Origin of the sequence: Streptomyces yaizuensis, assembly GCF_034961445.1 — a bacterium.
Lineage (GTDB): Bacteria > Actinomycetota > Actinomycetes > Streptomycetales > Streptomycetaceae > Streptomyces > Streptomyces yaizuensis.
On the sequence record NZ_BSBI01000026.1, the window covers coordinates 12372 to 34932 of the forward strand.

17 protein-coding genes are annotated in these 22561 nt (G+C 70.5%); 6 read left to right on the forward strand and 11 right to left on the reverse strand.

The window, feature by feature from the left end; translation table 11 throughout:
* Positions 1 to 217: 217 nt before the first annotated feature.
* The 6 genes from SYYSPA8_RS36735 to SYYSPA8_RS36760 all read right to left on the reverse strand — a co-directional run bounded on the left by SYYSPA8_RS36735 (position 218) and on the right by SYYSPA8_RS36760 (position 5150).
* Complete coding sequence (locus tag SYYSPA8_RS36735; RefSeq protein WP_323451823.1) at positions 218 to 1438, reverse strand: serine hydrolase domain-containing protein; 1221 nt, start codon at positions 1436 to 1438, stop codon at positions 218 to 220.
* Between the two features lie 242 nt (positions 1439 to 1680).
* Positions 1681 to 2538: a lipase family alpha/beta hydrolase gene (locus SYYSPA8_RS36740; RefSeq protein WP_323451824.1), complete on the reverse strand. Its 858-nt coding sequence runs from the start codon at positions 2536 to 2538 to the stop codon at positions 1681 to 1683.
* Positions 2539 to 2701: 163 nt separating this feature from the next.
* A complete protein-coding gene (locus SYYSPA8_RS36745; protein WP_323451825.1) occupies positions 2702 to 3364 on the reverse strand; it encodes a TetR/AcrR family transcriptional regulator in 663 nt (220 codons plus the stop codon).
* Positions 3365 to 3626: 262 nt separating this feature from the next.
* Positions 3627 to 3992 carry a hypothetical protein gene (locus tag SYYSPA8_RS36750; protein WP_407706167.1) on the reverse strand — a complete coding sequence of 122 codons (366 nt, stop codon included), beginning with the start codon at positions 3990 to 3992 and terminating at the stop codon, positions 3627 to 3629.
* Positions 3985 to 4551: an RNA polymerase sigma factor gene (locus tag SYYSPA8_RS36755; RefSeq protein WP_323451827.1), complete on the reverse strand. Its 567-nt coding sequence runs from the start codon at positions 4549 to 4551 to the stop codon at positions 3985 to 3987. The genes SYYSPA8_RS36750 and SYYSPA8_RS36755 overlap by 8 nt, the downstream gene beginning before the upstream one ends.
* 239 nt (positions 4552 to 4790) lie before the next feature.
* A complete protein-coding gene (locus tag SYYSPA8_RS36760; protein WP_323451828.1) occupies positions 4791 to 5150 on the reverse strand; it encodes a winged helix-turn-helix transcriptional regulator in 360 nt (119 codons plus the stop codon).
* A 92-nt stretch (positions 5151 to 5242) separates the two neighbouring features.
* Here SYYSPA8_RS36760 and SYYSPA8_RS36765 point away from each other — a divergent pair, with 92 nt between their 5' ends.
* Both SYYSPA8_RS36765 and SYYSPA8_RS36770 read left to right on the forward strand, forming a co-directional pair.
* On the forward strand, positions 5243 to 5875 hold the full coding sequence (locus SYYSPA8_RS36765; protein ID WP_323451829.1) for an isochorismatase family protein: 633 nt from the start codon (positions 5243 to 5245) through the stop codon (positions 5873 to 5875).
* An 88-nt stretch (positions 5876 to 5963) separates the two neighbouring features.
* Positions 5964 to 6698: an SDR family NAD(P)-dependent oxidoreductase gene (locus SYYSPA8_RS36770; RefSeq protein WP_323451830.1), complete on the forward strand. Its 735-nt coding sequence runs from the start codon at positions 5964 to 5966 to the stop codon at positions 6696 to 6698.
* Positions 6699 to 6863: 165 nt separating this feature from the next.
* On the opposite strand, the gene SYYSPA8_RS36775 is transcribed toward SYYSPA8_RS36770, so the two are convergent.
* On the reverse strand, positions 6864 to 7838 hold the full coding sequence (locus SYYSPA8_RS36775) for an alpha/beta fold hydrolase (RefSeq protein ID WP_407706168.1): 975 nt from the start codon (positions 7836 to 7838) through the stop codon (positions 6864 to 6866).
* Between the two features lie 746 nt (positions 7839 to 8584).
* Complete coding sequence (locus tag SYYSPA8_RS36780; protein ID WP_323451831.1) at positions 8585 to 9742, reverse strand: serine hydrolase domain-containing protein; 1158 nt, start codon at positions 9740 to 9742, stop codon at positions 8585 to 8587.
* 344 nt (positions 9743 to 10086) lie between these two features.
* Between SYYSPA8_RS36780 and SYYSPA8_RS36785 the strand changes: the two genes are divergently transcribed.
* Positions 10087 to 10638, forward strand: a complete 552-nt coding sequence (locus tag SYYSPA8_RS36785) for a hypothetical protein (protein WP_323451839.1) — start codon at positions 10087 to 10089, stop codon at positions 10636 to 10638.
* Between the two features lie 456 nt (positions 10639 to 11094).
* Positions 11095 to 11790: a helix-turn-helix domain-containing protein gene (locus SYYSPA8_RS36790; protein ID WP_323451832.1), complete on the forward strand. Its 696-nt coding sequence runs from the start codon at positions 11095 to 11097 to the stop codon at positions 11788 to 11790.
* A 1183-nt stretch (positions 11791 to 12973) separates the two neighbouring features.
* Here SYYSPA8_RS36790 and SYYSPA8_RS36795 read toward each other — a convergent pair.
* Positions 12974 to 15097 (reverse strand): nSTAND1 domain-containing NTPase, encoded by a 2124-nt coding sequence (locus tag SYYSPA8_RS36795; RefSeq protein ID WP_323451833.1) that lies wholly within the window; start codon positions 15095 to 15097, stop codon positions 12974 to 12976.
* Between the two features lie 386 nt (positions 15098 to 15483).
* Positions 15484 to 16038 carry a M23 family metallopeptidase gene (locus SYYSPA8_RS36800; protein ID WP_323451834.1) on the reverse strand — a complete coding sequence of 185 codons (555 nt, stop codon included), beginning with the start codon at positions 16036 to 16038 and terminating at the stop codon, positions 15484 to 15486.
* A 462-nt stretch (positions 16039 to 16500) separates the two neighbouring features.
* Between SYYSPA8_RS36800 and SYYSPA8_RS36805 the strand changes: the two genes are divergently transcribed.
* Both SYYSPA8_RS36805 and SYYSPA8_RS36810 read left to right on the forward strand, forming a co-directional pair.
* The gene (locus SYYSPA8_RS36805; protein ID WP_323451835.1) at positions 16501 to 20265 is read left to right on the forward strand and encodes an nSTAND1 domain-containing NTPase; all 3765 of its coding nucleotides are present in this window, start codon (positions 16501 to 16503) and stop codon (positions 20263 to 20265) included.
* 175 nt (positions 20266 to 20440) lie between these two features.
* The gene (locus SYYSPA8_RS36810) at positions 20441 to 21181 is read left to right on the forward strand and encodes a hypothetical protein (protein WP_323451836.1); all 741 of its coding nucleotides are present in this window, start codon (positions 20441 to 20443) and stop codon (positions 21179 to 21181) included.
* Between the two features lie 374 nt (positions 21182 to 21555).
* Here the strand turns inward: SYYSPA8_RS36810 and SYYSPA8_RS36815 are convergent.
* Positions 21556 to 22400, reverse strand: a protein-coding gene (locus SYYSPA8_RS36815; RefSeq protein WP_323451837.1) for an IS5 family transposase whose coding sequence is annotated in 2 segments (ribosomal slippage) — positions 21556 to 22070 and positions 22070 to 22400 — 846 coding nt in all. Because the reading frame shifts where the segments join, the coding sequence is not laid out codon by codon here.
* Positions 22401 to 22561 lie beyond the last annotated feature (161 nt).

Sequence of the window (22561 nt, forward strand, 5' to 3'; positions counted from 1 at the left end):
GACCTGTGACGGATCAGAGGCGTCCGATTCCGACGATTCTCCTCCGGGGCCGAGCGTTCCGTGCGGAGGCACGACGGGGCGCGTGCGGCAGGTCGGGCGGGAACGCCCTCGCACGCCACGCCCGTCGTGGGCGAGCACAGGAGGCCGCCCCGGGCCCACGCAGTACGCCGTTCGTGGCCCGTGCGCCGGGTGCGGCAAGGCGCACCCGGCGCCCCGGCTACCGCTCTCCCTTACCGCGCCCTCCGCAGAACACCGAGTCCACGATGTGCTCGGACCAGGCCCAGTCCGCGTTGACGTTGACCGTGACGGAGCGCCGGCCGTCCTCCGTGGCGACGGCCTCGCTGCCGCCGCCCGCGGCTCCGCCGCTGTGGCCGTAGACCGTGGTGCCACAGCTGGTGCGATAGCGGTAGAGGCCGAGGCCGTACCCCTCGTATCCCCCGACGGGGCCGGAGTTGGGCAGCATCGCCTTCATCGCGGCCAGCTGCCTCGGCGGCAGCAGCCCGCCCGTCAGCAGCCCCCGGAGGAACCGGTTGACGTCGCCCGTCGTGGAGATGATGTCGCCGTCGCCGAAGGCCTGGGAGGCGTTCTGCTCGGTCACGTCGTGGACCTCGGTCGCGCCCGGGTCCTCGCTGAGGAACGAGTACATCCGGGGGTGCGGCCCCGGAATCGTCACCCTGTCCCCGGGCAGGGTGGTGTGACGCAGCCCGAGGGGCTTCAGGACGCGCTCGCGGACCTCGCGGGCGTAGGAGTTCCCGCTGACCTTCTCGATGATCATTCCCGCGAGCACATAGCCGGTGTTGGAGTAGGCGTGACGGTCGCCCGGGGCGAAGTCCGGCCGGTGGGCCAGCCCCACGCCCACGGTCCGCAGCGGTGCCCAGGTCTCGTAACGGCTCTTCAGATACTCCTTGGTGAAGAACTTCCGCCGGTACTCCGGGTCGCTCATGTACTCGCGCAGCCCGCTGCTGTGGTTGAGCAACTGCCGTACGGTGATCGCCCGGCCGTCGTTGCCGTTCCCCCGGACGACGCCGGGCAGCCACTTCTCCACCGTGTCGTCCAGGCTGAGCAGCCCGTCGGCCTCCTGATCGAGCAGGACCGCCGCCACGAAGGTCTTGGTGATGCTGGCGATACGGAAGCGCTCGTTCGCTGTCCTGGGCTCGCCGGTGGTGCGGTCGGCGACACCCGAGACGCCGTTCCACACCCGGTCCCCGGTGCGCACCTGGGCGATGACCCCGGGGGCACCCTGCCGGACGAGGTCGTCCAGCGCACGCTGGGTGGCGTCGTACCGCGGGCCGGGGTCGGGCGCGGCTGCCGGCCCGGCCGCGGCCGGGGTGGCGAGAACGGTCGCGGCGACGGCCGCCGTGAGCGCTCCCACCACCGCCGCCCGGGTGGTCCGTGTCCGTGCGCCCGTCCGTTCGCGCGCACCTGTTCGTACCGCCACGGGATACTCCTCACTCTGGTCGGAATCCCGAGGGGGCCACGGGCGCGGGCCACGGGGGCCGACCCGGTGCGCCCCGGTGGGACGGTCACCGGTGAGGACCGAGGAGCCCCGCGCAACAGTTGATCACGGAAGGGGAGTTGGCCGAAAACCCACCGAAGGGCGTGATCTGCGCGGTGCGCGGGGATGCGGCCACGGACGCCGGCCTGTGGGCGCGGGCCGTGTGCCGGATCGGATGCCGTGTGTCAGATGCCGATGGTGGTGAAGAAGCGGCACCGGAACGGCTTGGAGTGTTCGGGATCGAGCCGGTTGAGGACGAGCTGGGTGATGTTCGGGTCGATGGCCAGGCCGAGATGGCCGGCCGAGTCCAGACCGCACTTGTCCTGGAGCACGATGTTGGTGACACCGTCCCCCGTGAGCAGGCCGCTGGTGTACGGCGTGACGACGGTGTCGTAGCGGGTGACGATGCTGGTGTACGTCGGCCCGGGTACGGCGACGGGGCCGTCGTTGAGCTTGGCGAGGAACGCCGAGCCCGGCAGGTAGTCCGTACAGGCGCCGCAGCCGACGCCGGTCAGCAGGCCCTGGAGCTTGAGCGCGGCGGCCAGCGTCGCCAGGCCGTTCAGGGTGGTGCCACGGAAGTTGGAGCCGAAACCGACGAAGTCGTCGACCTTCGTGGCGCCGCCCAGGTGCTTCATGTAGTACGCGGGGACGGTGGTCCCCTCGGAGTGGCCGACGATGTCGACCTTCGCCGCCCCGGTCGTGGTGCGCACGCGCTCGACGAACGCGCCCACCTCGGCGGCGCTCTCCGCCATGGGGGCGAGCCCGCCGGCCAGGCCGCCCAGCACGGTTTTGCCGTACGTCTCCGAGTAGACGCAGTAGCCGGCCGAGCGGAGCGCGGGGGCCAGGGTCAGGAAGTTGTCCCAGCCGTTGGCGCCGAGGCCGTGGACGAGGACCACCGGTTCGGGGTGGGCGGTGCTGGGCCGGCAGGACCAGTTGTTCCACCCCGACCGGGGCGGCGCATCGGCCGATGCCGTCGTGGTCAGGGTCGTGGAAGCGAGTGCGGACAGCACGAGGGTTATCAGGAACGTGCGGAGCTTGGCCATGGGGCGACTCCTTGCTCACGGGAAGGTTACCCGGAAGTAGAGCACGTGCCCTTGTTATGAACAAGGCATCGTTTCCAAAAAGAGCGGCGGATACGGCGCGATGGCCCCACGGGCGTTCCACAGAGGTGCTCCACCCTCGCGGGCGGGCAGGAGTGACGGCGTCTCAGGAGGCGGTGAGACCGGAGCTGACCACGGTGTAGAAGCGGTCGAGCCCGTCCTGGAGCAGGGAGCGATCGGCCGGCCGGCCGGTGTCGGCATCCAGGAGCCAGTCGGCGATGATGTCGAAGAGCCCGCCGATCAGCCCCATGGCCACCGCCCGCGCGTGCGGTCCCGCCGCGACACCGAGCCGCTGCCACGCCGTCTCGACGAAGGCGGCCGCCCACCGGCGGTTGGTACGGCGGTGCGCCTCGGCCAGCGGCGTCACGGCACGGCCCTCGCCGAAGGTCACCCGCGCCACCCGTACGTCCTCCACGAAGGCGTCCGCGAAGTGCCGGATCAGGGCCCGCGCGGCCGCACCCTCGTCCCGCCCCTCGTCCAGACCGTCGAGCGCCGACGTGAGACGCCCGGTCACCACCGCGACGATACGGTCGAGCAGCGCCAGGTACAGGGCCTCCTTGCCGGTGAAGACCTCGTAGAAGCTCTTGGTGCCGACATAGGCGTGCTTGCAGATCTGCTCGATCGAGGTGTCCTGATAACCCTGGGCGGAGAACAGCTCCAACCCCGAGTCCAACAGATCCTCGCGCCGCCTGGCCCGCCGCTCCTCGGCGTCCAGCCCACGGATCCGTCGGCCGCTCGCGCCTTCGCCGTCCACCACTGCACCTACCACCGGGCCAAGATACAGGGCGTCGCGTCACCGGCCGGCCAGGCCTGCGACCACCGGGCCCCCTCTCCGGTGCGCGGCCGGACCAGAACACGTCAATGACACCGGAGTTGCCCGGGTCGACAGGAACGGACGACGGTCCGGTACGGCTCTCCAGGGTCATCAGGCGGCGGGCCGCGAACCCGATACCCCGGGAACGAGAGAGGGGCCGGTGTGCGCACGCCGGCACGGGGCGCGTACCGAGCCTCCCCGTCGTCCCGGGATCCCTTCATGCGCGTGGCCCCCGTACGCCGCCGGTGCCGTGGCCCGTCGACGCCGGGGGCCTGCGGCCGTCCTCCGGCGTACCGGACCCCGGATGCGGCGTGTCCCCCTCCGCCGGGACAGCGGTCAACTCGCACCGGCCGTCCCGGCACTCCCGCCGCAGCCTGCCCCGGGACACGGTCTGCACCAGGCCGAACGTCCAGCACAGCGGGCAGCCGCGCAGCACCAGCAGACCCACCGGGGCCAGCAGCAGACTCACCGGGCCCGTCGCGGGCAGCAGGAGCACCGAGGCGGCGAGCGAGCCGAAACCGGCGGCGCCGCGCGCCAGATGCCGGGGCAGGGACGCGCTGGAGAAGTTCCCTGCCTCACGCATCGGAGCCACCATTCCCCCGAAGTGCCCCGTCCTCCGGCCGCAGCGCCTGCCGGACGGCGTCACGGGCCCGGTGCAGCCGTGACTTCATCGCGGCGGTACTGAGCCCGAGGGCGTCGGCGGTCATCCGCCCGCTGTACCCCTGGATGTCCCGCATGATCAGCACCCGCCGCTGGTCGGCGGGGAGAGCGGCGATCGCCCGCGCGACCAGCTCCGCCTCCAGCCGCCGCAGCACCTCGTCCTCGAACGACGGGAGCGCGGCGTCCGGGACCGGCTCGGGATGCCGGAGCGCCGACCTGGCCCGGCGCAGACACTCGTTCCGCACGATCCGGAACATCCAGGACGCCAGGGCTCCGGAGGCCCGCAGCATCCCGATCCTCCGGTACAGGATGATCAGCGCCTCCTGCGCCGCGTCCTCGGCGTCCTGCGGTGTGGCGCACAGGGAGTGCGCGAACCGCCGCACATGCGGATGCGACCCGGACACCAGCGCGGTGATGGCTTCTCCGTCGCCGTCCCGGGCGGCGGCGATCAGCTGCTCGCCGGGCCACAGGGCGTCAGCCACGGCCGCTCCTCCTCCGGCGCAGGAAGAGGACGGTACAGGCGCAGACGAGGACGGCTGCGCCGAGGACGGCTCCCGTGATCATGACTACCTCCGGTTCCGTACGGCGCGTTCGTCCGTACATCCATAAGAGGCGTGGCGGCCGGAAAGGATTCAGCGGATCGGGAACCGGCGATGGATCGCGCCCCGGCCGCCCGGCCGGGGCGAAGCTCCCCCGGCGGACACGGGTCGCCCCGCGCCGCTCACTCGGCGGCGCTGTGGGGGACCGGGTTGCCTTCCTCGTCGACGGGTGCGCCGGCCCATACCCGCAGGGCGTCCATGGCGGGGCCGAGGTCCGCGCCGCGTTCGGTGAGCCGGTAGGTCACGGCGACCGGGGGGCCGGGCGCGACCTCGCGTTCGACGAGGCCGATCTCCTGGAGTTCGCCGAGCCGGTCGGTCAGGACGCGCTTGGACAGCGCGGGCAGGGCCGTGTGGATCTCACTGAAGCGGGCGGGGCGCTGCAACAGGAGGTCGATCAGGGGTCCTGTCCAGCGCTTGCCCAGCAGCTTGAAGACCTCCTCGGTGTACGAGCAGGCGTGCAGCGGCAGGCGGGTCGTGGTCATGGCAACCAGGATACGGGGAGGAGGTCTCTTTGACATACATGGTGCGTTTAAGTAACCTGGTTACATCAACTCACCAACCGGGAGGTTTTCCCATGTCCACCGCGCCCTACCCCATCGAGAAGCTCAGCCGCGACCGTGCCGCCGTCGTCCTCGTCGACCACCAGGTGGGTCTGCTGCTCGGCGTCGAGGACCCGGATCGGGAGCTGCTGCGCCGCAATGTGATGGCCCTCGCGAAGACGGCGAAGGCGTACGGTCTGCCGGTGGTCCTCACCACCAGCGCCGAGAGCGGCCCGAACGGCATCCTGCTCCCGGAGCTCAGGGCCGAACTGCCCGACGCCCCGGTCGTCCGCCGTCCCGGTGAGATCGACGCGTTCGACAACGAGGAGTTCGCCGCCGCGATCAGGGCGACCGGCCGCGACCAGCTGATCATCGCGGGCATCAGCACCGACGTCTGCGTCTCCTTCGCCGCCCAGTCCGCCGTCGCCGCCGGCTATCAGGCACATGCCGTCCTGGACGCGTCCGGCACCTGGAACCACCTGGCCACCCTGGCCGCGGCCCGCCGCATGGAGAATGCCGGCGTGACCCTGAACAACACCGTCGCCGTCGCCGCCGAGCTCCAGGGCGACTGGCGCAACCAGGGCGGCGACCAGCTCGCCGGACTCTTCGCCAGCCACGCGATGCCCTTCTACGGATCGCTCATCCCCTACGTCACCCCGCAGGACTGACCCGGACCGCCGGGGCAGGAGCCGGCCCCGGCCCCGGCACCTGCCCCGGTCCGCCCGCATCCGCGAACGCTCGGAGAGAAGCACCACCATGACCACCCCCACCGCACCCCTCACCGGCAGGACCGTCGTCGTCCCCGGCGGCACCGGCAACGTCGGCGAAGGCATCGTCCGCGCCTTTCTCACCGCCGGCGCGACCGTCGTCGTGCCCAGCCGCAGCCGGCAGCGCCTCGACACGCTCACCCGGCTGATCGGACCGGACCTCTCCGCCCACCTCCAGGGCGTCGACGACCCGTACGGCACCTTCGACGAGGCCCGCGCCCTCGCCGAGAGGATCGCGACGGAGCACGGTCGCGTCGACCACGTCGTCGCCTCCGTCGGCGGCTGGTGGATGGGCAAGGCCCTGTGGGACACCGGCGAGAGCGACTGGCAGAAGTACTTCATCGACACCACCACCGCGCACACGGCCCTGGCCCGTGCCTTCGTCCCCCGCCTGGCCCCGGACGGCAGCTACACCGTCATCGCCGGGTTCTCCGGCCGAAAGCCCTACCCGTCCGCGGGCATCGTCAGCATGCACGGAGCCGCCCTGCTGATGATGCGCGAGGTCCTCAGCGCCGAACTGCGCGGACGGCGTCGTGTCAACGACCTCGTCCTCGGCCCTGTCGTCAACCGCAGCCGCCCCGGGGGCGATCCCGACTGGCTCACAGCCGACCAGGTCGGCGAAGCCGCAGTGGCACTCAGCCGCACCCCCGGGGTCACCGACGAGCACATCGTCCTGAACACCGTGGCCGACCTGAAGCGCGAACTGGGACGCATGACCACCTGACCGGCACACGTATACGCATACGCATACGTGCCGATGCCTCCGCATGCGGGGCGGCGCCTTGCCGGCCGCCGGGCGGGGTGGGGGCGGTGGGCCCGGGCCGTGATCCGGCCGGGCCCACCGCCCCCTGATGGCGATGAGGGCATCGGGCTGGTGTGACGGGCCGGGTCAGGGCGTCATGCGCCCCCGGCGCCGGGTGGTGAGGGTGAGGGTGGTACCGGTGGCGACGAGGATGGCGGCGACGGCCCCGGCGGCAGCGAGCTGCCGGGTGCGCGAGCCGGTGTCGGCGAGCGCGGCGGGCTTCCCTCCCGTGCCGGTGCGGTCGGCGGCGTCGCGGATCTGCCGGGTCACCACGTCCGGGTGGGACATCATCGACACATGGGAGGAGTCGATCTCCACGGTGCGGGAATTGGCCCGCCGGGCCTCGAAACGTTCCAGGTCGGGTGCGATGGCCTTGTCCTGCTTCGAGACGATGAACCAGGAGGGAATCGTCTTCCACGCGGCGGCGGTGGCCTTCTCGGCGAACCCGGCCTGGGTGACGGGGCGCTGCTCTACCGCCATCAGACGGGTCTGGGACTCGGGCAGGTCGGCGCCGAAGACCGAGTGGAACTTGTCCGTCTTGATGTAGAGGTCGACGCCGCTGCCGGTGGCGTCGGTGTACGGAACGGGGTTGAGCGCGGGACCCAGCTCACTGCCGGTGAACTTCGTGGAAAGCCCCGCCGGGGACTCGCCGACATCGGGCATGAAGGCGGAGACGTAGACGAGGGCCTTGACGTTCGGGTTGCCGGCGGCGGCCTGGGTGATGACCGCGCCACCGTAGGAGTGCCCGGCGAGGACGATCGGGCCCTTGATGCTCTTGAGGACGGAGGCGACGTACGTGGCGTCGTTGGACAGGCCGCGCAGCGGGTTGGGCGGGGCGACCACCGGATATCCCCGGTCGAGGAGCCGCTCGGCGACGGCGTTCCAGCCGGAGGCGTCGGCGAAGGCGCCGTGCACCAGCACCACGGTCGGCTTGACACCTCCTCCGGCCTGGGAAGCGGCAGCGGGGACGGACGCCCCGGTGGTGGCCAGCGCGGCGGTTGCGGTGGCCAGGACCACGGCGGCGGCGGACGGTATCCGGCGGCGGACAGGCAGCATGCCCATGAGAGTGTTCCTCCTTGCTGAGGGCTGACAGTGCCGACGCCAGCGTCAGCGCGCACGCCGCCGCCTGCGCGCCACGCCGGGCAACCGGGTGACACCGTTCGCCCGGACGGGCGGCAGGGTCGTGCACCGGGCCGTCGGGTCCCCTGCGGCGGCCGTCGGCGAGGGCGGCCCCGGCGCCCGGTGACGCCTCGTGCGGTGTGGTGGTGTCCTGTGCGCGTTGGCTGTGTGGCCCTCTGCTACAGTTGATCTTGTGCTCGTGCCGGTGCTGTGCTGGCGGCGGGACTCGCGTTGGTGGTCCAAGGAAAGACACCCCACTTCCCGTGGGGGGATGCAGGTGCAAGGCCTGCCCAGCGCTCCGATCAGATCCCGGTCCTCCCTCATGGGGCCGGGATTTCTGGTGTTGGGCTGGTCTGTACGCCGGGCCGCCCTGCCCGGAGGGCGATCTGGATTGAACCGGGACAGCTGCTTCGGCGGTTCCCCGGTGGATTCCGTCACACGGTCGACGCACTGACCTGTGTCGGCGAGACCGTGGACGAGGTGAACCGGCTGCGGGGTGTTGAATACATCGCCATCGCTGACGGCCGAAGACCGCTGCGGTGAGGTGCGCCGGCTACTCCTGACCCGTGAGCAGGCCTGCGGTACGGGCTGCTTGCGGGAATCGCGGCGGTCCGGGCTGATGGCCTGCGCCCGCCGCTACGGTGAACCTGCGGCCCCGGCCCCCCTCGTCAAGGCGGAGAACGTCGCGGCTACCCGCAGAACTCCGCCTCGATCACCGCCCCAGCGTCCCCCGCCCAGTCCCCGTTGAAGTTCAGCGCCAGCGAGTGGCTCCCGTCCCGGGTGACGAACGCCTCGGACTGGGAGCCGTGGATGCCTCCGCCGTGGCCCCAGACCTCCTTGCCGCAGCTGAGCCGGGAGGACTGGAGGCCGAGGCCGTAGCGGTACTCCGGCCGCTGGGGGTCGATCGGCACGGTCTCGGTCAGCGCCTTCTGCTGCTCGGACGGGAGCAGTGCGCCCGTCAGCAGGGCGCGGAAGAACTTCTGGAGGTCCCGGGAGTCGGAGATCATGCCGCCCCCCGCCCCGGCCATCGACGGGTTCAGTTCGGTCACATCGTGGATCTTCGCGGCCGGGTCCCCGGAGAGCGGGGAGTAGGCGCGGCTCGCGGGGGCCGGCATCCGGTGGCCGGTCCTGGGGACGGAAGTGGCGCGGAGTTGGAGCGGGCGCAGGATCCGGCGCTCGATCTCGGCCTCGTAGCCCCGGCCGGTCACCTTCTCGATGACCATTCCGGCGAGGGTGTAGTTGGTGTTGGAGTACTGCCAGCCGGTACCGGGGGCGAAGGAGGGCTTGTGCCGCATCGAGAGGCCGACCAGTTGGCCGGGGGCCCAGGTGTCGTAGCGGTGCCGGAGGAAGCCCTCACCGAAGACCTTCGCCTGGTAGCCGGGGTCGGAGGTGTAGCTGTACACGCCGCTGGTGTGGTTGAGGAGCTGGCGCAGGGAGATGCGCCGACCGTCGTGGCCGTTGCCCCGGACGGTCCCGGGGAGCCACCGCTCCACGGTGTCGTCGAGGTCGAGCCTCCCCTCGGCCTCCAGCTGGAGCAGGACGGTGGCGACGAAGGTCTTGGTGACGGAGCCGACCCGGTAGCGGTCCTGGGCCTTCCGTTCCTTCCCGGTGCCCAGTTCACCGACGCCCGCGGTGCCGCTCCAGCTCCCGACCCGGTCCCGGGCCTGGGCGACGGCGCCGGGGACCCCGTCCCGCACCGCCTGTTCGAGGGCCTGCTGGGCGGCTCCGTGCCGGTCCCCGCCCCCTGTGGCCCTGGTGGAGTGCGCGCCGGCGGGTGCCACCAGGGCGCTGGTGGCGAGTGCCGCGACTGCCGCGACCAGTGCTGTGCGGACCGTACCTGCTGACATGTTCGGCTCCCTGGGTCGACTGCGTCGGCAAGGAGGACTCCCCGATGGGGTGTCGCGTTGCCCGGCACGGCGGAGTTGAGCCTCTACCGGCCATTCCGTGTATGTGGCTGGGTTGTCTGCGGGGCCGAGGACGGATGATCTCGATGCCGAGCGGATGGCTGCGGCGGCCCTGGCCGAGGGAGGCCCGCGTCAGGTGGGCCGCCCGCCGCATCGCATGCGGCTTTCCACGGATCGTGTCCGAGGGTCATACTGCTTCGTCTGGCGGGCTTTCCGAGGATTCGTACGCTTATCGCGGCCAGGCTTTCACGGGGCAGCCGGCACCCAAGAGGACCCGGGGGATGATCGTGAACCGACCACTGCTGTTTCTCGACGTGGACGGGCCGCTCAACCCCTATGCGGCCAAGCCGGAGAAGCGCCCCGACGGCTACACCACGCTCAGAGTGCCCCAGAACGGGGGAGGCCGGGAGGATGGGGCCCTCTCGGCCCGGCGGCGACTCCTGCGGGTCTGGCTCAACCCGGAGCACGGGCGATCGTTGCTGGGGATCGGCTACGAGCTGTGCTGGGCAACCACCTGGATGGACGACGCCAACCGGTGGATCGCACCGGTGCTCGGCCTTCCCGGCCTGCCCTTCGTCGACTTCGGGGACGCATTGTTCCGGGAACGCCCCGACGGGGTGCACTGGAAGACAGGTCCCTTGGTGGACTACGCCGACGGCCGGTCTTTCGCCTGGGTCGACGACGAACAGAGCGATCTGGACCAGGCGTACGTGACCGCCCACCACCGCGGGTCGGCACTCCTGCACCACGTCAACCCACGGATCGGCCTGCTCCAGGACGACTTCCGCACGCTCGCCGACTTCGCCCGATCCCAGGACACGCCACGAGCCACCGGCTGAGCATGTTGTGCGGGGCGGCTCTTGGCCTCGTGGCTTCCCCGGTGAGTTCACTGAGAAGGTCTGCGGGCTGTGGCCGCGTGCGGGGTGCTGCCGGTGATGGTGAACCAGGACTGGGAGTTGGGGGAGTGCGGCGGTGGTTGGGGTCGGGCCTGATACTCGTGCGGTGTGCTGTCGTGGGCGTTCCCGGACGGGAGGCGGCCGGCGTCGATGCGTACCCCCGTACCGCGTCGGCGCCGGCCGCCTCCTGCCTGGTGACCCCGGATGGGCTGTCCCGGGGTCACCGCAACAGCCGCCCCGTGTTCGGGCTCTCCCCCCGCTTCGGGCGGCTTGTCACCATTGCACTACCGCCGGGCATTGTCCGGACAGCCTGATCCATGCTGTCCGGACAATGTCCCGGCACGGTTCGACGGCGGGGCTCGGAAGGTCGGCATGATCGAACCGGACAGGAGGCGGGGTGTGGTGGCGGGACGACGCGAGGGGCCGCTGGGTCCTCAGGCGGGCCCGGTGGCGCGGTTCGCCCACGGACTGCGGCAGTCACGCACAGCAGCCGGTGGCCTGACGTACCGTGCCCTGGCCGCCCGCGCCGGCTACTCGGTGAGCACCCTCGCCGCGGCTGGCGCGGGCGATCAGCTGCCCTCGCTGGCCGTGACCCGCGCCTACGTCACCGTCTGCGGCGGTGACACGCGGGCGTGGGAATGCCGATGGCACGAGACCGCCCGTGCCGTGGAGCGACTGGCGAACGCCGCCGTCAAGGAGGACGACGACACGGCCCCCCGTACCGGGGTCTCGTCCGCTATAGCGGCGACCGTGCCCTCTTCTTCGGCTGCGGCGAACCCGCCGGCCGGCTCGTCCGGATGCTTGCCGACCAGCGGGTGGTGGCGGCACCCACCGACCCGGAACCACCCGGTCGCCGTATTCGGCCGGGACCCCGATCTGTTCGCCGTCGCGGGCGACGGCGAGGTCGCCTTGCGGAGGCTGAGCCGTCCCCGCCGGCCTCTCATCCGCCATCCGGTCCGCGGGCGCATCAGGGCGCTGCGGCTGGACACCGTGAACGGAACCCTCCGCTACCAACTGGAGGGACGTTCTCCGGTGGTGCACGCCCTCACCCCCGACCCCGCGCTGACCTCCCCCGGCAGCGGGCACCAGCGGTGACGGGGGTCTTCGGCGCGGACGGAGGGGTCCTCTCCCGGGTAGCCGCCGTCGGCCTCGGTGCGCGCTTCGAGCTGTGGTCCACCCGCCCCGGCGCAGCACCCGTTCGCCCTCAGACCCGATGGCGTAACCCTGCTGAACAGATGCCAAGCACACTCCTACACCGGCTTGTTCGAGCTGTAGAATATACGCCGGGGTGCCAGGAAGGGGACCATCACGCTTCCCCGGGATCCGGGCGCTCCCCTCCGCTCATCTGCGGGTCGCCGCCCTACACCCGGACGGACAGCGAGCCGTCACCCATGTCAACGACCTGGTGGACATCTCCTGTCAGCTTCACCCGCCGGCTCGCGGCACCGCGCCCGTCACCGCCCTCGCCTTCTCCCCGGACGGGCGTGCCCTCGCCGTGGGCGGCCACCCCGCCGGGGCCCAGCTGCGGAACGTGCCGCTGCGCCGGCGGCCGGGTAATGCCCTCCCCTCTGGCCGGAGACCCGCCCCGTGCCCTCGTCTTCAGCCGGGACGGCACCACGCTCCATGCGAGCGGCGGGCACCTCCTCGTCCACCGCTTCCACCTCAGGGTCATCGACCCGGTCCATGACGTCGGAGATCTGCCGCCGCGCCGGGGGAGGGCTGCCGGCGCGGGACTGGGGTACGCGGGAGCCCGTCGCGGCAGGGGAGTGCCAGGCCGATCGGCAGAGGACCGATCGGGACCGGATCCGCAACCGGGCCGGTGCCCTCGCCACGGTCTCCCTCGCGCTCACCGCGGCCCTGGTGACCGGGTTCGCCACCGTCCTCGCGATGGCCTCAATCCGCGTCCGTCCTCTCGGCCCGCGTCGTCCTCGGACGTACCGACACCCTGGACAGGCTCGCGTCAGCTCTGGGCAGGCGCCGTGGTGGATGGCCCCTGGGCGTGGGGCGCGGTGCGCAGGAGGTCGGCGGTCCGGGAAGCGGCAGTGATCGTGGCCGGTCGCAGGCGTTCTCGGCGAGACCGGGTCGTCCGGGAGGACGAATGCGGCGGTCGCGACCGGAACGGGGACAGGCACCGTTTCGAGGCCGGCAGTGTGCAAGCCTGACCGGGCAGGAGGCCAGTGGTGACGGGGCGTACGCGGGGAGTGTCCTTCTTCTTGTGTCCGGGCTGCGGGCCGCACCCCGGACCGGGAGGCGGTCACCGGCCGTGTTCGATGGCGGTTCAAGGGCAGGTGGGTTGGTTTCTGTGGCCTGGGAGGTGGAGCGACCGTTCGGTGGCGGTGAGATTCCGTCGGAGAGTGCGGCAGATCTTGTCTGTGGCGTCGGCTGGTCCCGGGAGGGAGATGTTCCACAACCACACGGTCGAGTTGTCGCCGGCGGCGAGTGTCCGGCCGTCGGGGCTGAACGCCAGTGCCAGGACCGGCTGGGTACTGCCGGTGAGTTTTCTGAGGAGGGGCAGGCCGGCGGCTGCGTTCAGGCTGGCGGCCGCTTCACGGGTGGGGCTGGTGCGGTAGGCGTGGATCGCCAGCAGCGAGGCGAGGTCGGGATCCTTGTCCAGCAGGGCCGCGGACCGGGCCGCGGCCTGCCGGGACTGGGCCGCCTGTTGTGCGGTGACGGCCTTCCGCTCCGCGGTGACGGCGGTCTGCCTCTGCCGGATGGCGATCCCCGCTGCGACCAGGGCCAGGGCGAGCAGGGAGGCGAGGATGGTGTTGAGGCGGCGAGCGCGGCGGATGCCTCTCTGCTGGCGTTGGTGGCTCGCGGTGAGGAAAGCGTGTTCCAGGGGGGTGAGGTCGGCCGTTCCGCTGGTGGTGAGGAAGACTTCGCGGGCTTCTGAGAGACGTGTGCCGAAGTAGAGGGTGCCGGGATCGTGTGCGAGGTCATGCCAGTTCTGGGCGTTCTGGGTCAGCCTGCGGTGGATCCGCAGACGGTGGCGGTCCTCGTGTACCCAGTTGGCGAGGCGGGGCCAGGCGGTGATGAGGGCTTCGTGGGCGATGTCGGCGGTGTCGCCGTCCAGGACGAGGAGGCGGGCTCTGGTCAGGCTCTCCAGGGCTGCGGCCGCGTCCGGGTGGCCGGTCGGATCCGGGACGAGTTCGTCGCGGGAGGCCGGACGGCGGGTGTCGGGAGTGCCTTCGCCGGGAGTGATGAGGCGAAGGAGGATGCGGCGGGCATGGGCGGCCTGGGCGGGGGTGAGCTGGTTGTAGGTGTGTTCGGCGGTGTCGGCGACAGCGCCGTGGATCCCGCCGATGGACTCGTACGCGCCGAGGGTGAGGGTGCGGCCCCGCCGACGGCGCCAGACCTCCAGCAGAGCGTGGGACATCAGCGGCAGCCCACCGGGCTCGGCCGCGGTCTGTTCGACGATCCGGGAGGTCAGCTCCCGCTCCACGATCAGCCCAGCGGCCCGTGCGGGCCCGACGACAGCCTGGCGGAGTTCGACCGCCGTCATCGGACCAAGGGCGAGATGGGCGGTGCGTAAGACCTCGACCAGGCCGGGATGCTGGGTGCAGTGGCCATAGAAGTCGGCCCGTACCCCGACCACGACGCGCAGTCGGCTGTCCTCCGCCCGGGCGGCGAGCAGCAGATCGAGGAAGCGGGCGCGTTCGTCCGGGTCCTGGCAGAGGGTGAAGACCTCCTCGAACTGGTCCACCACCACGACGGTGTCCGGTTCCTCTGCCCCGGGTGCGGCTGCTCGCCCTGTGGCGGTGCCGGCACCGGGATCCGGATCCCTGGTACCCGTCCCGGCAGGATCCGGGACCGGGGCGGGGTCGAGGGCGTGGGCGTGCGTGCTGCTGGGGCGAGGGCCGGGAGTGAGGATTCGGATGGCCGCGCAGCGCACGGGTGCGTTCGTGAAGTCCTGCAGTGTGGGGATCAGACCGGCCCGCAGAAGGGACGACTTGCCGCTGCCGGAGGCCCCGGCGAGGATCACCAGACGGTGAGCGGCGATCAGTTCGGTGAGCCGGCGGAGCAGCGGATCGCGGCCGAAGAACATGTCCCGGTCCCCCGGCTCGTAGCGGGCCAGCCCCCGGTAGGGAGCCTGGTTCCCCGGCTTCTCGGCGACGACATCGAAGGAACTTTCCTCCTCCAGCGCGCGGGCCGCTCGATGCCAGTGAGCCTCCCACTCCACCGGGTCCCCGCCGCAGACGCTCACGTAGGCGAGGACCACCGGCAGCGACGGCAGCTGACCGCCTGAAGCGGCGGCGGCGAGGGCACTCACCGAGTAGCCGGCACGGGTCGCCATGACCCGGTAGGTCGGCTTGCCCACCGATATCCGCAACTTCCGGAGTTCGTGAGCGAACCGTTCCACCGGGCCCGCCTCCGGGTCCAGCGGCCGCTCCCGGCGACCCGCCATGACACCCACCCCTTTTCCGATTCGACATCCCCATGTCCTGCCGGACGTTTGTCCAGCGCCCTCATCGAACCCTGCCCGGACATTGTCCGGACAGCACAGAACAGGCTGTCTGGACAATTGCTGTAGGTGTGGACCGGGTCGCGAGCCGCTCTCTGCCAGGGGCAGACCCATCCGGGGGCGGCCCCACTCCGGTGGACGGCCCCGGGCCGAACCACCCCGGGCCATCCGGGGCGGCTCCGGTACCGATGGGGAACGGTGGCATTCATCTGGGTGTCTGCCGTGTCTGCCGTGTCTGCCGTGTCTTTTGTGTTGTGAGTGTTGGGTGGGGCTGGGTGGTCCTGACCCCCGTGCGGGACCACCCAGCCCCATCCCGGTGTCCGCTGTGGTTACCAGCGGGGTTTGCGGTCCTGGCCGTATCGGCCGCCGCGGGGGCGGTCCTCGAAGTGGAGGTGGGGGCCGGTGACGCTGCCGGTGGCGCCGACGCGGCCGATGCGCTGGCCGGCCCTGACCCTGGTGCCGGTCTTCACTTCGAGCTTGGAGAGGTGGCAGTAGATGTAGTCGCGGCCGTTGTCGGCGCGCAGTCCGATCCAGGTGCCGTAGGAGGCGCCGCGGGTGTCGGCCCAGGCGATGGTGCCCGCGCGGACGGCGACGACGGGCGTACCGGTCCTGGCGGCGTAGTCGTCACCGGTGTGGTAGCCGGCCCGGTAGCGCGGGTTGCGTATGCCGTACCGGTAGGTGACCCTGTGGCCCGGCACGGGGGAGGACACCCGGCCCGCCACGGCGAACCCGTCTTCGCCCACCAGGCCTTCACCCTCACTCCCGGCGTCGGGTGCGGGTGCGGCAGCGTGGGTGGTGTGCTCGCCGGGGTCGGCGAGCGGTTCCGCGTCGCCATCGGAGTTGGGGTTCGGGTTGGGCAGGTTGATCGATTCGGCTCCGGACATATCCGGTACCTCTCATTCCTTTTTCGTTGATGCAGTGGCGTATTCCGGCAGTAGGTGCGGGTGACGAGTCCGCCCGGTGCCGGGCGGCCGGCCCCGCGCTGCGGTTCGCAGCATGTTTCCCTGCCGGGTGCTGTCTGCTGTTCTGCGGTGCACCACTGAGTCTTCGGCTTCGAATTGTTGTTGCGCAGGACGGTTCGGCTGAGGAAACAAAGTCACCCGGGGCCGTCGGTATGCGGAACGGCGTGCACCGGGGGATGCCGGTCCGGTGCACGCGCCTGCCGGCGCGGCTCCGGCCTGCTGCTGCGGGCGGGAGTTCGGCAACTGCCGTGGGGTTGTATCGGGCGGTGGACTCAATCCGGCCTTGTGAGCATCCTGTACGGGCTCGTAGCATCCGCCGGGCGGACACCTGGGGGGCGGGACATGGGGCGTCGGGAGTTACCCATCGATCCGAACGAGGGACCGGTGCAGCGGTTCGCCCACGAACTGCGCAAACTCCGTGAGGAGACGAACGGTCTCACCTACCGGGCCATGGCGCGCGGGGTTCCGTACGCGGTGACCACGCTCTCCCGGGCCGCCGCCGGGGAGCAGCTGCCCTCCCTTGCGGTGACGCTCGCCTACGTCCAGGCGTGCGGGGGCGATGCGGGGGAATGGGAGCGGCGCTGGCACGAAGCAGAGGAGGAGTGCGCCGCTCGCAACAGCCCTGACGACGATTCCGAGTCTCCGTATCAGGGTCTGGCGCGCTTCGAGCCGGCAGACCACGACCGGTTCTTCGGACGGGACAAACTGGTCGGCACAGCACGGGACCTGGTGTCCTGTAACCGCTTCACAGCGGTCTTCGGACCGTCGGGGAGCGGCAAGTCATCTCTGCTGCGGGCCGGCCTCGTCCCCACGCTGCGGAAGGGCAGCCATGGCTTGGCCGCGATCCGCATTCTCACCCCCGGCGAACACCCCCTGCGCACCCACACCGCGGTGCTGGTCCCGAAGGAGACCGGAACCGACGGGGGTCCTCAGGGTGACACCCTGATCGTGGTCGACCAGTTCGAGGAGGTCTTCACCCTCTGCACCGACCCCACCGAGCGGAACGGGTTCATCGACCGGCTCCTCACCGCACAGAACCCGGACAGCCGCCTGCGCGTGATCATCGCCGTCCGCGCCGACTTCTACAGCCGCTGCGCCGGACACCGCGGCCTCGCGGACGCCCTCACCGACACGTCACTGATGGTCGGCCCGATGACCCCCGCCGAACTCCGCGAGACCATCGTCGGCCCCGCCCAGCGCGCCGGCCTCATCGTCGAGCGGGAGCTGACCGCACGGCTGGTCAGCGAGGTGGAGGGTGAACCGGGCGGACTGCCGCTGCTCTCGCACGTCCTGCGCGAGACATGGCGGCGGCGCCGCGGCCGCACCCTGACCCTGGCCGCCTACGAAGACGCGGGCGGCACCCACGGAGCGATCGCCCGCACCGCAGAGAACATCTACGCCGGCCTCTCGAACGAACGGCAGCACCTGGCCCGGCTGGTTCTGCTCCGTATGATCACCCCTGGTGACGGCACGCCCGACACCCGCCGCCCCGTCACCCGTACCGAACTCGACTTCGGCGACCCGGCCGAGACCACGCTCGTCGTGGAACGCCTCGCCCGCGCCCGGCTCCTCACCCTCGACGACACCACCGTCGACCTCGCCCACGAAGCCCTCATCACCGCCTGGCCCCGCCTCAACACCTGGATCGAAGAAGCCCGCGAACGCCTCCGCGCCCACCGCCACCTCACCGAAGCCACCCACACCTGGACCGACCTGGGACACGACCCCGGCGGCCTCTACCGCGGCGCCCGCCTGACCATCGCCGAGGACCACTTCACCCCACCCGGGAAGGCCGCTGACCTCACCCCGCCCGAACAAGCCTTCCTCACCGCCAGCCGCACTGCTCGCACCCGCGACACCCGCCGCCGTCGCACCCTGCTGACCACCCTCGCCCTCGTGATGGGCCTGGCCCTGACCGCGGGTGCTGTTGCCTGGCAGCAGAACAGAACCAGCAGCCGCAGACACATCGATGCCGAAGCACGCCGTATTGCCGCCGTCGCCAACAGCCTGCGGTACGCCGACCCGAAAGCGGCCCAGCGACTGAGTGTCGCCGCGTGGCACCTTGCTGACACCACGGAAACCCGCTCCGCGGTCCTGGGGGCCATGGCACAGCGTGAACAGGATGTCCTCGCGATCCCGGACACCGACCCCACGACCGGTGAGCGCCATCTGAGCCTGGACGGCCGCACTCTGGTGTCCGTCGAGCGTGATCGGATCACGATCTGGGACCTGCGTGCGCCGTCCAGCCCTCGCACCTACCCCGGCCTGGGGAAACGCTATGAAGGAGCGCCGTTCACCCTGAGTCCGGACGGCCGGAGCATCGCCCTGCCGAGGAAGGACGGCGTACTGCTGTGGGACATACGGACCGGGCGGGTGAACGGAAGGCTCGGAGTCGTTCTGCCGCTGCGTGCGGTCTTCAGCCGGGACGGGCGCACGCTGGCTGTGAAGCGGGACGACGCGGACCTGAAGCCGGCGGTGGAGGTCTGGAACGTGCGGGACCAGCGACGATTGCTGCGAATCCCCCCGCGTGCGGGCGGCGAGGACGTGGCACACACAGCCCTGAGCGGAGACGGCCGACAGCTGGCCCTGTGCAGCGGGAGCGATCCGCTGGAGATCTGGGACATCGCCCGCCGCACGAAACGCTCACCGCCCTGGGGGAAACGGATCCGGGGTGATGTCTGCACTCGGGGTGACTTCTCCTTCGCCCCCGACGGCCGTACAGCCGCCCTGGTCACGGGCTCGGGAGTCCAGCAATGGGATCTTCGCTCAGGCCAGGCGATGCCTGAACTCGCCGCCGAAGGGCTGGAGATACTGCGCTTCGCCCCGGACAGCGAGTTCCTCGCGGCATCGAGCGCCGGCGAGCTGCTCATCTGGCGCCGGTCGGCACCCACCGCACCGGTGTTCCGGCACGAACTCGTCCGACACACTGCCCTGGATCTGGCTCTGGACCCCGGCGCGGGGATGCTGCGCTACCTCAATGCGTCGGAGGCATCTGTGAGATCGCTGAGCTTGGGGCGGGCTACGACCCAAAATTGGTCGAAGTCACCCTTCGCGCAGGCCGGGCTGTCTGAGGACGGTCGCACCCTGGCCCTGCTGAGGCAGCCGGGGGGTGAGAAAGGAATTCTCCTGCTGGATACGCGCAGCGGCCGGATCATCGGCAATCCGCCGGGAGAACCATGCGACCCCACGCCCCCCGAAAGCACCAGGAAAGTGTGCTCCGACCTCATCGCGTTCAGCGCGAACGGCCGGTACTTCGCCCACGGCAAGACTTTCACCGCCGGCGACGCCTGGCCCCTCGGCGACCCAGCTGCCCCCAGCCGACGGATCACGGTATGGGATGTCGCAGCACGCCGAGAACACACGACCGTCGACATCGGACTCGATCGGCTCACCGAATCCGGCGATCCCCCTCTCTACGGGGCGCACGGAGCCACAGGTCTCATTCTGAGCGCCGACGGATACAAGATGTTCGTCTCCCGCGTCACGGAAGCCAGACAGTCCACGGAGATCTGGGACACAGCGCGAAAAAGCAGTGCCCGCAAGCTCAGAGAAATCCCCGGCGTGGCAGGAGAGTCCCTGGCGCTCCGAAGGGACTCAGGCAAGCTGATCACCTCCAGCGGAGCGGTCGTCTCCCCGGGACAGGGACCGGTGGAACGCCGAGTCCTGGCGGACAACGAGGCCCGGATACTCACATACAGCCGCCAGGGAACGTATCTCGCCGTGGGCGACATCCTGGGAAGAGTCACCGTATGGGACGGAGAACTGCGCCGACGCCTGGCGGCACTCTCCGGCGCTCGGACCGTTGGCAGAGAACGAGACAGTTCGGCAGGGACCACCGCCCTGGCCTTCTCGTCCGACGGCACCATGCTCGCCGTCGCGGACGAGACGGGGAGCCTGCAGTTGTGGCATGTGCCCTCCAGCCAGCCTCTGGGCTCCCCTCTCCCGACACCGGGGGATCCCGTCCTCTCACTCGCTTTCGGCGCGGACGGCAATACCCTGTACACAGTGGGGCGGCACACCGGTCTGCAGGAGTACGACATCCACCCCGGCCGACTGGCTGCCGATCTGTGCGATCGGACCGGGTCAGGTCTGGCAGCCGAAGAATGGGAAGACCACCTACCGGATCTGCCGTACCGAAAGGTCTGCTGAGAACACCGGAAGAGGGCCGGCAGCCCCACCCCACCATGGCAGCCCCAAAACCTCCGGTACGAACCCGACAGCGGCAAGGGAGACCATGGAGACAAGAGGCGAAGAGACCAAACCAGGCCATCGGATGATGCCCGACGCCCTCCCTCTTCCGCTCACAGACGCCACAGACGGCATCGTGATCGGTGAGATCCCTTGCCACGACGTGATACGGGAGGGCCGACGCCGTAAGACATTCCGCTGGACGGTCGGCACAACCGCAGCCCTGACGACAGCCACGGGAATGCTGATCCTCGTCCACGCGCTGCCCGGTGGAGCCAAGGAAAACATGATCGTGCAGCCTCACACCAGTATGGACAGAAGCGTGCTCATCCCTCAGGCAACCATTCTGGCAAAAGGGCATGAGCAAGGTGAGAGCTGGACGGTCACCGCCCTGGTATGGGGCGCACCAAGGACCCAGCAGGAGTCACGTCGCCAACTCAAGGCGATCGAGCACGCGGGAATCACCGTGCCATTACGTGCCGCGAAGGACTTGATCGGCAAGAGCTGGCTCTTCGTGACAGTGAGAGCGGGCGACTCACTGACGACTCCCGTATCAGGCCCCATCGACACAACCGACTTCCTGTCAGGCAACGGCCACAAGACCTACTCGCAGCCGCTCCCGTCTGACCGTCCCGACCAGGGTGACGACAGTCCTCAGCGCCTGGTCATAGGCAAGGTGGCACCACAGACACAACAGGTCATCGTCTCCTGGGACAACGGCATGAGCACTTCAGTACTACGGGCACCAGAGAACGCGGGGGCAGCCCCGGACGACCGACCCTCGCTGCACCCGGTGAAGGGCGACACATCCGGCCGCTGGTTCGCCACCCTGGGGCCCGAGGGCAGCGAACACACCACCACGGAAGCCGTCCCCTGACACCGGATCGATGAGCGGGGCCCGGAGAACGGTGCGTCCTCCGGCGCTGGTGGCTCAAGGACCCGGCTGCCCCCAGCACCGACGAGACCGGTAACCCCGTGAACATCGAGGACCGCTCATACAAGCACCGTGTCTTCAGCTACCGCATGACGGCAGCGTGATCCGCAGGCGACACCTTCGACGAGACCGGGGCACGGCGGGTTGTGGGGATGAGGCTGTTGTTGTGGACGTCCGCCCATGTCTTCCCCAGTGACCCCGACGTACGGTGCGCTTCGTCGATGACCGTCAGGTCCATCGGACCGAGCTGCTGCCCGTACGCTCCCTGGAACGCTTCGACCAGGGTGCCCAGGGAGGCGTAGGCCGTTTCTTAGCGATCACCTCGCGGCCCAGATGTGGATGGCCGCGAGGTGTAAGGCTGCCCGGTAGATCGTTGCCGTCTTGTCGTAGCGGGTGGCCAGGCCACGCCACTGCTTGAGCTTGTTGATACACCGCTCGACGGTGTTCCGTTGTTTGTAGGCGGTCTTGTCGAAGGCCGGGGGCCTGCCGCCCTTGCTGCCAAGACGTTTACGGTTGGCGGCCTGGTCGGCAGGCTGCGGGATCACCGCCCGGATCCTGCGTCTGCGCAGGTGCTCGCGGATCGCGCGGGACGAGTAGGCCTTGTCGGCCAGCACGACCGCGGGCCGGGTTCTGGGCCTGCCTTTGGGTCTGGCCACTCGGATCGCGGCCATGACCTGGGTGAACGCCGGTGCATCACCGGCCTGGCCGGGTGTGACGACGAAGGCAAGCGGACGGCACCGACTGTCGGAGGCGAGGTGGATCTTCGTGGTCAGTCCGCCGCGGGACCTTCCGAGGGCATGGTCGTCCGGCTCGCCGGCCGGGGCCCCCTTTGACGGGCCCCGGCGGCGTGCTGGTGTGCACGGACGATCGTGGAGTCGACCGCGACGACCCATTCCAGGTCGCCCTCGGCGTCGGCCCGGGCGAGCAGGGCGGCGAAGACACGGTCCCAGGTGCCGTCGATCGCCCACATCCGCAGCCGGCTGTAGGCGCCTTTCCACGAGCCGAAGCTCTCGGGCAGGTCCATCCACGGAGTCCCGGTTCGGTACTTGAACGCGATCGCGTCGATCACCTGCCGGTGATCCCGCCACCGTCCGCCCCGCCTCGGCGTCCGGTCCGGCAGCAACGGCTCGATCCGCGCCCACTGCGCGTCAGTCAACGACACACATCAACCAACGATCAGATGATCCGAGAGAAACGGCGTAGGTGGCGTAGACCGTCACCGGCCCGGTGCCGTGCCACAGCGCCAGGCGCACCGGACTGGTGGTGCACCGGACATCCAGCGACCACAGCTCCGCGTCGTCCTCCAGCGAGCACACCGCAACC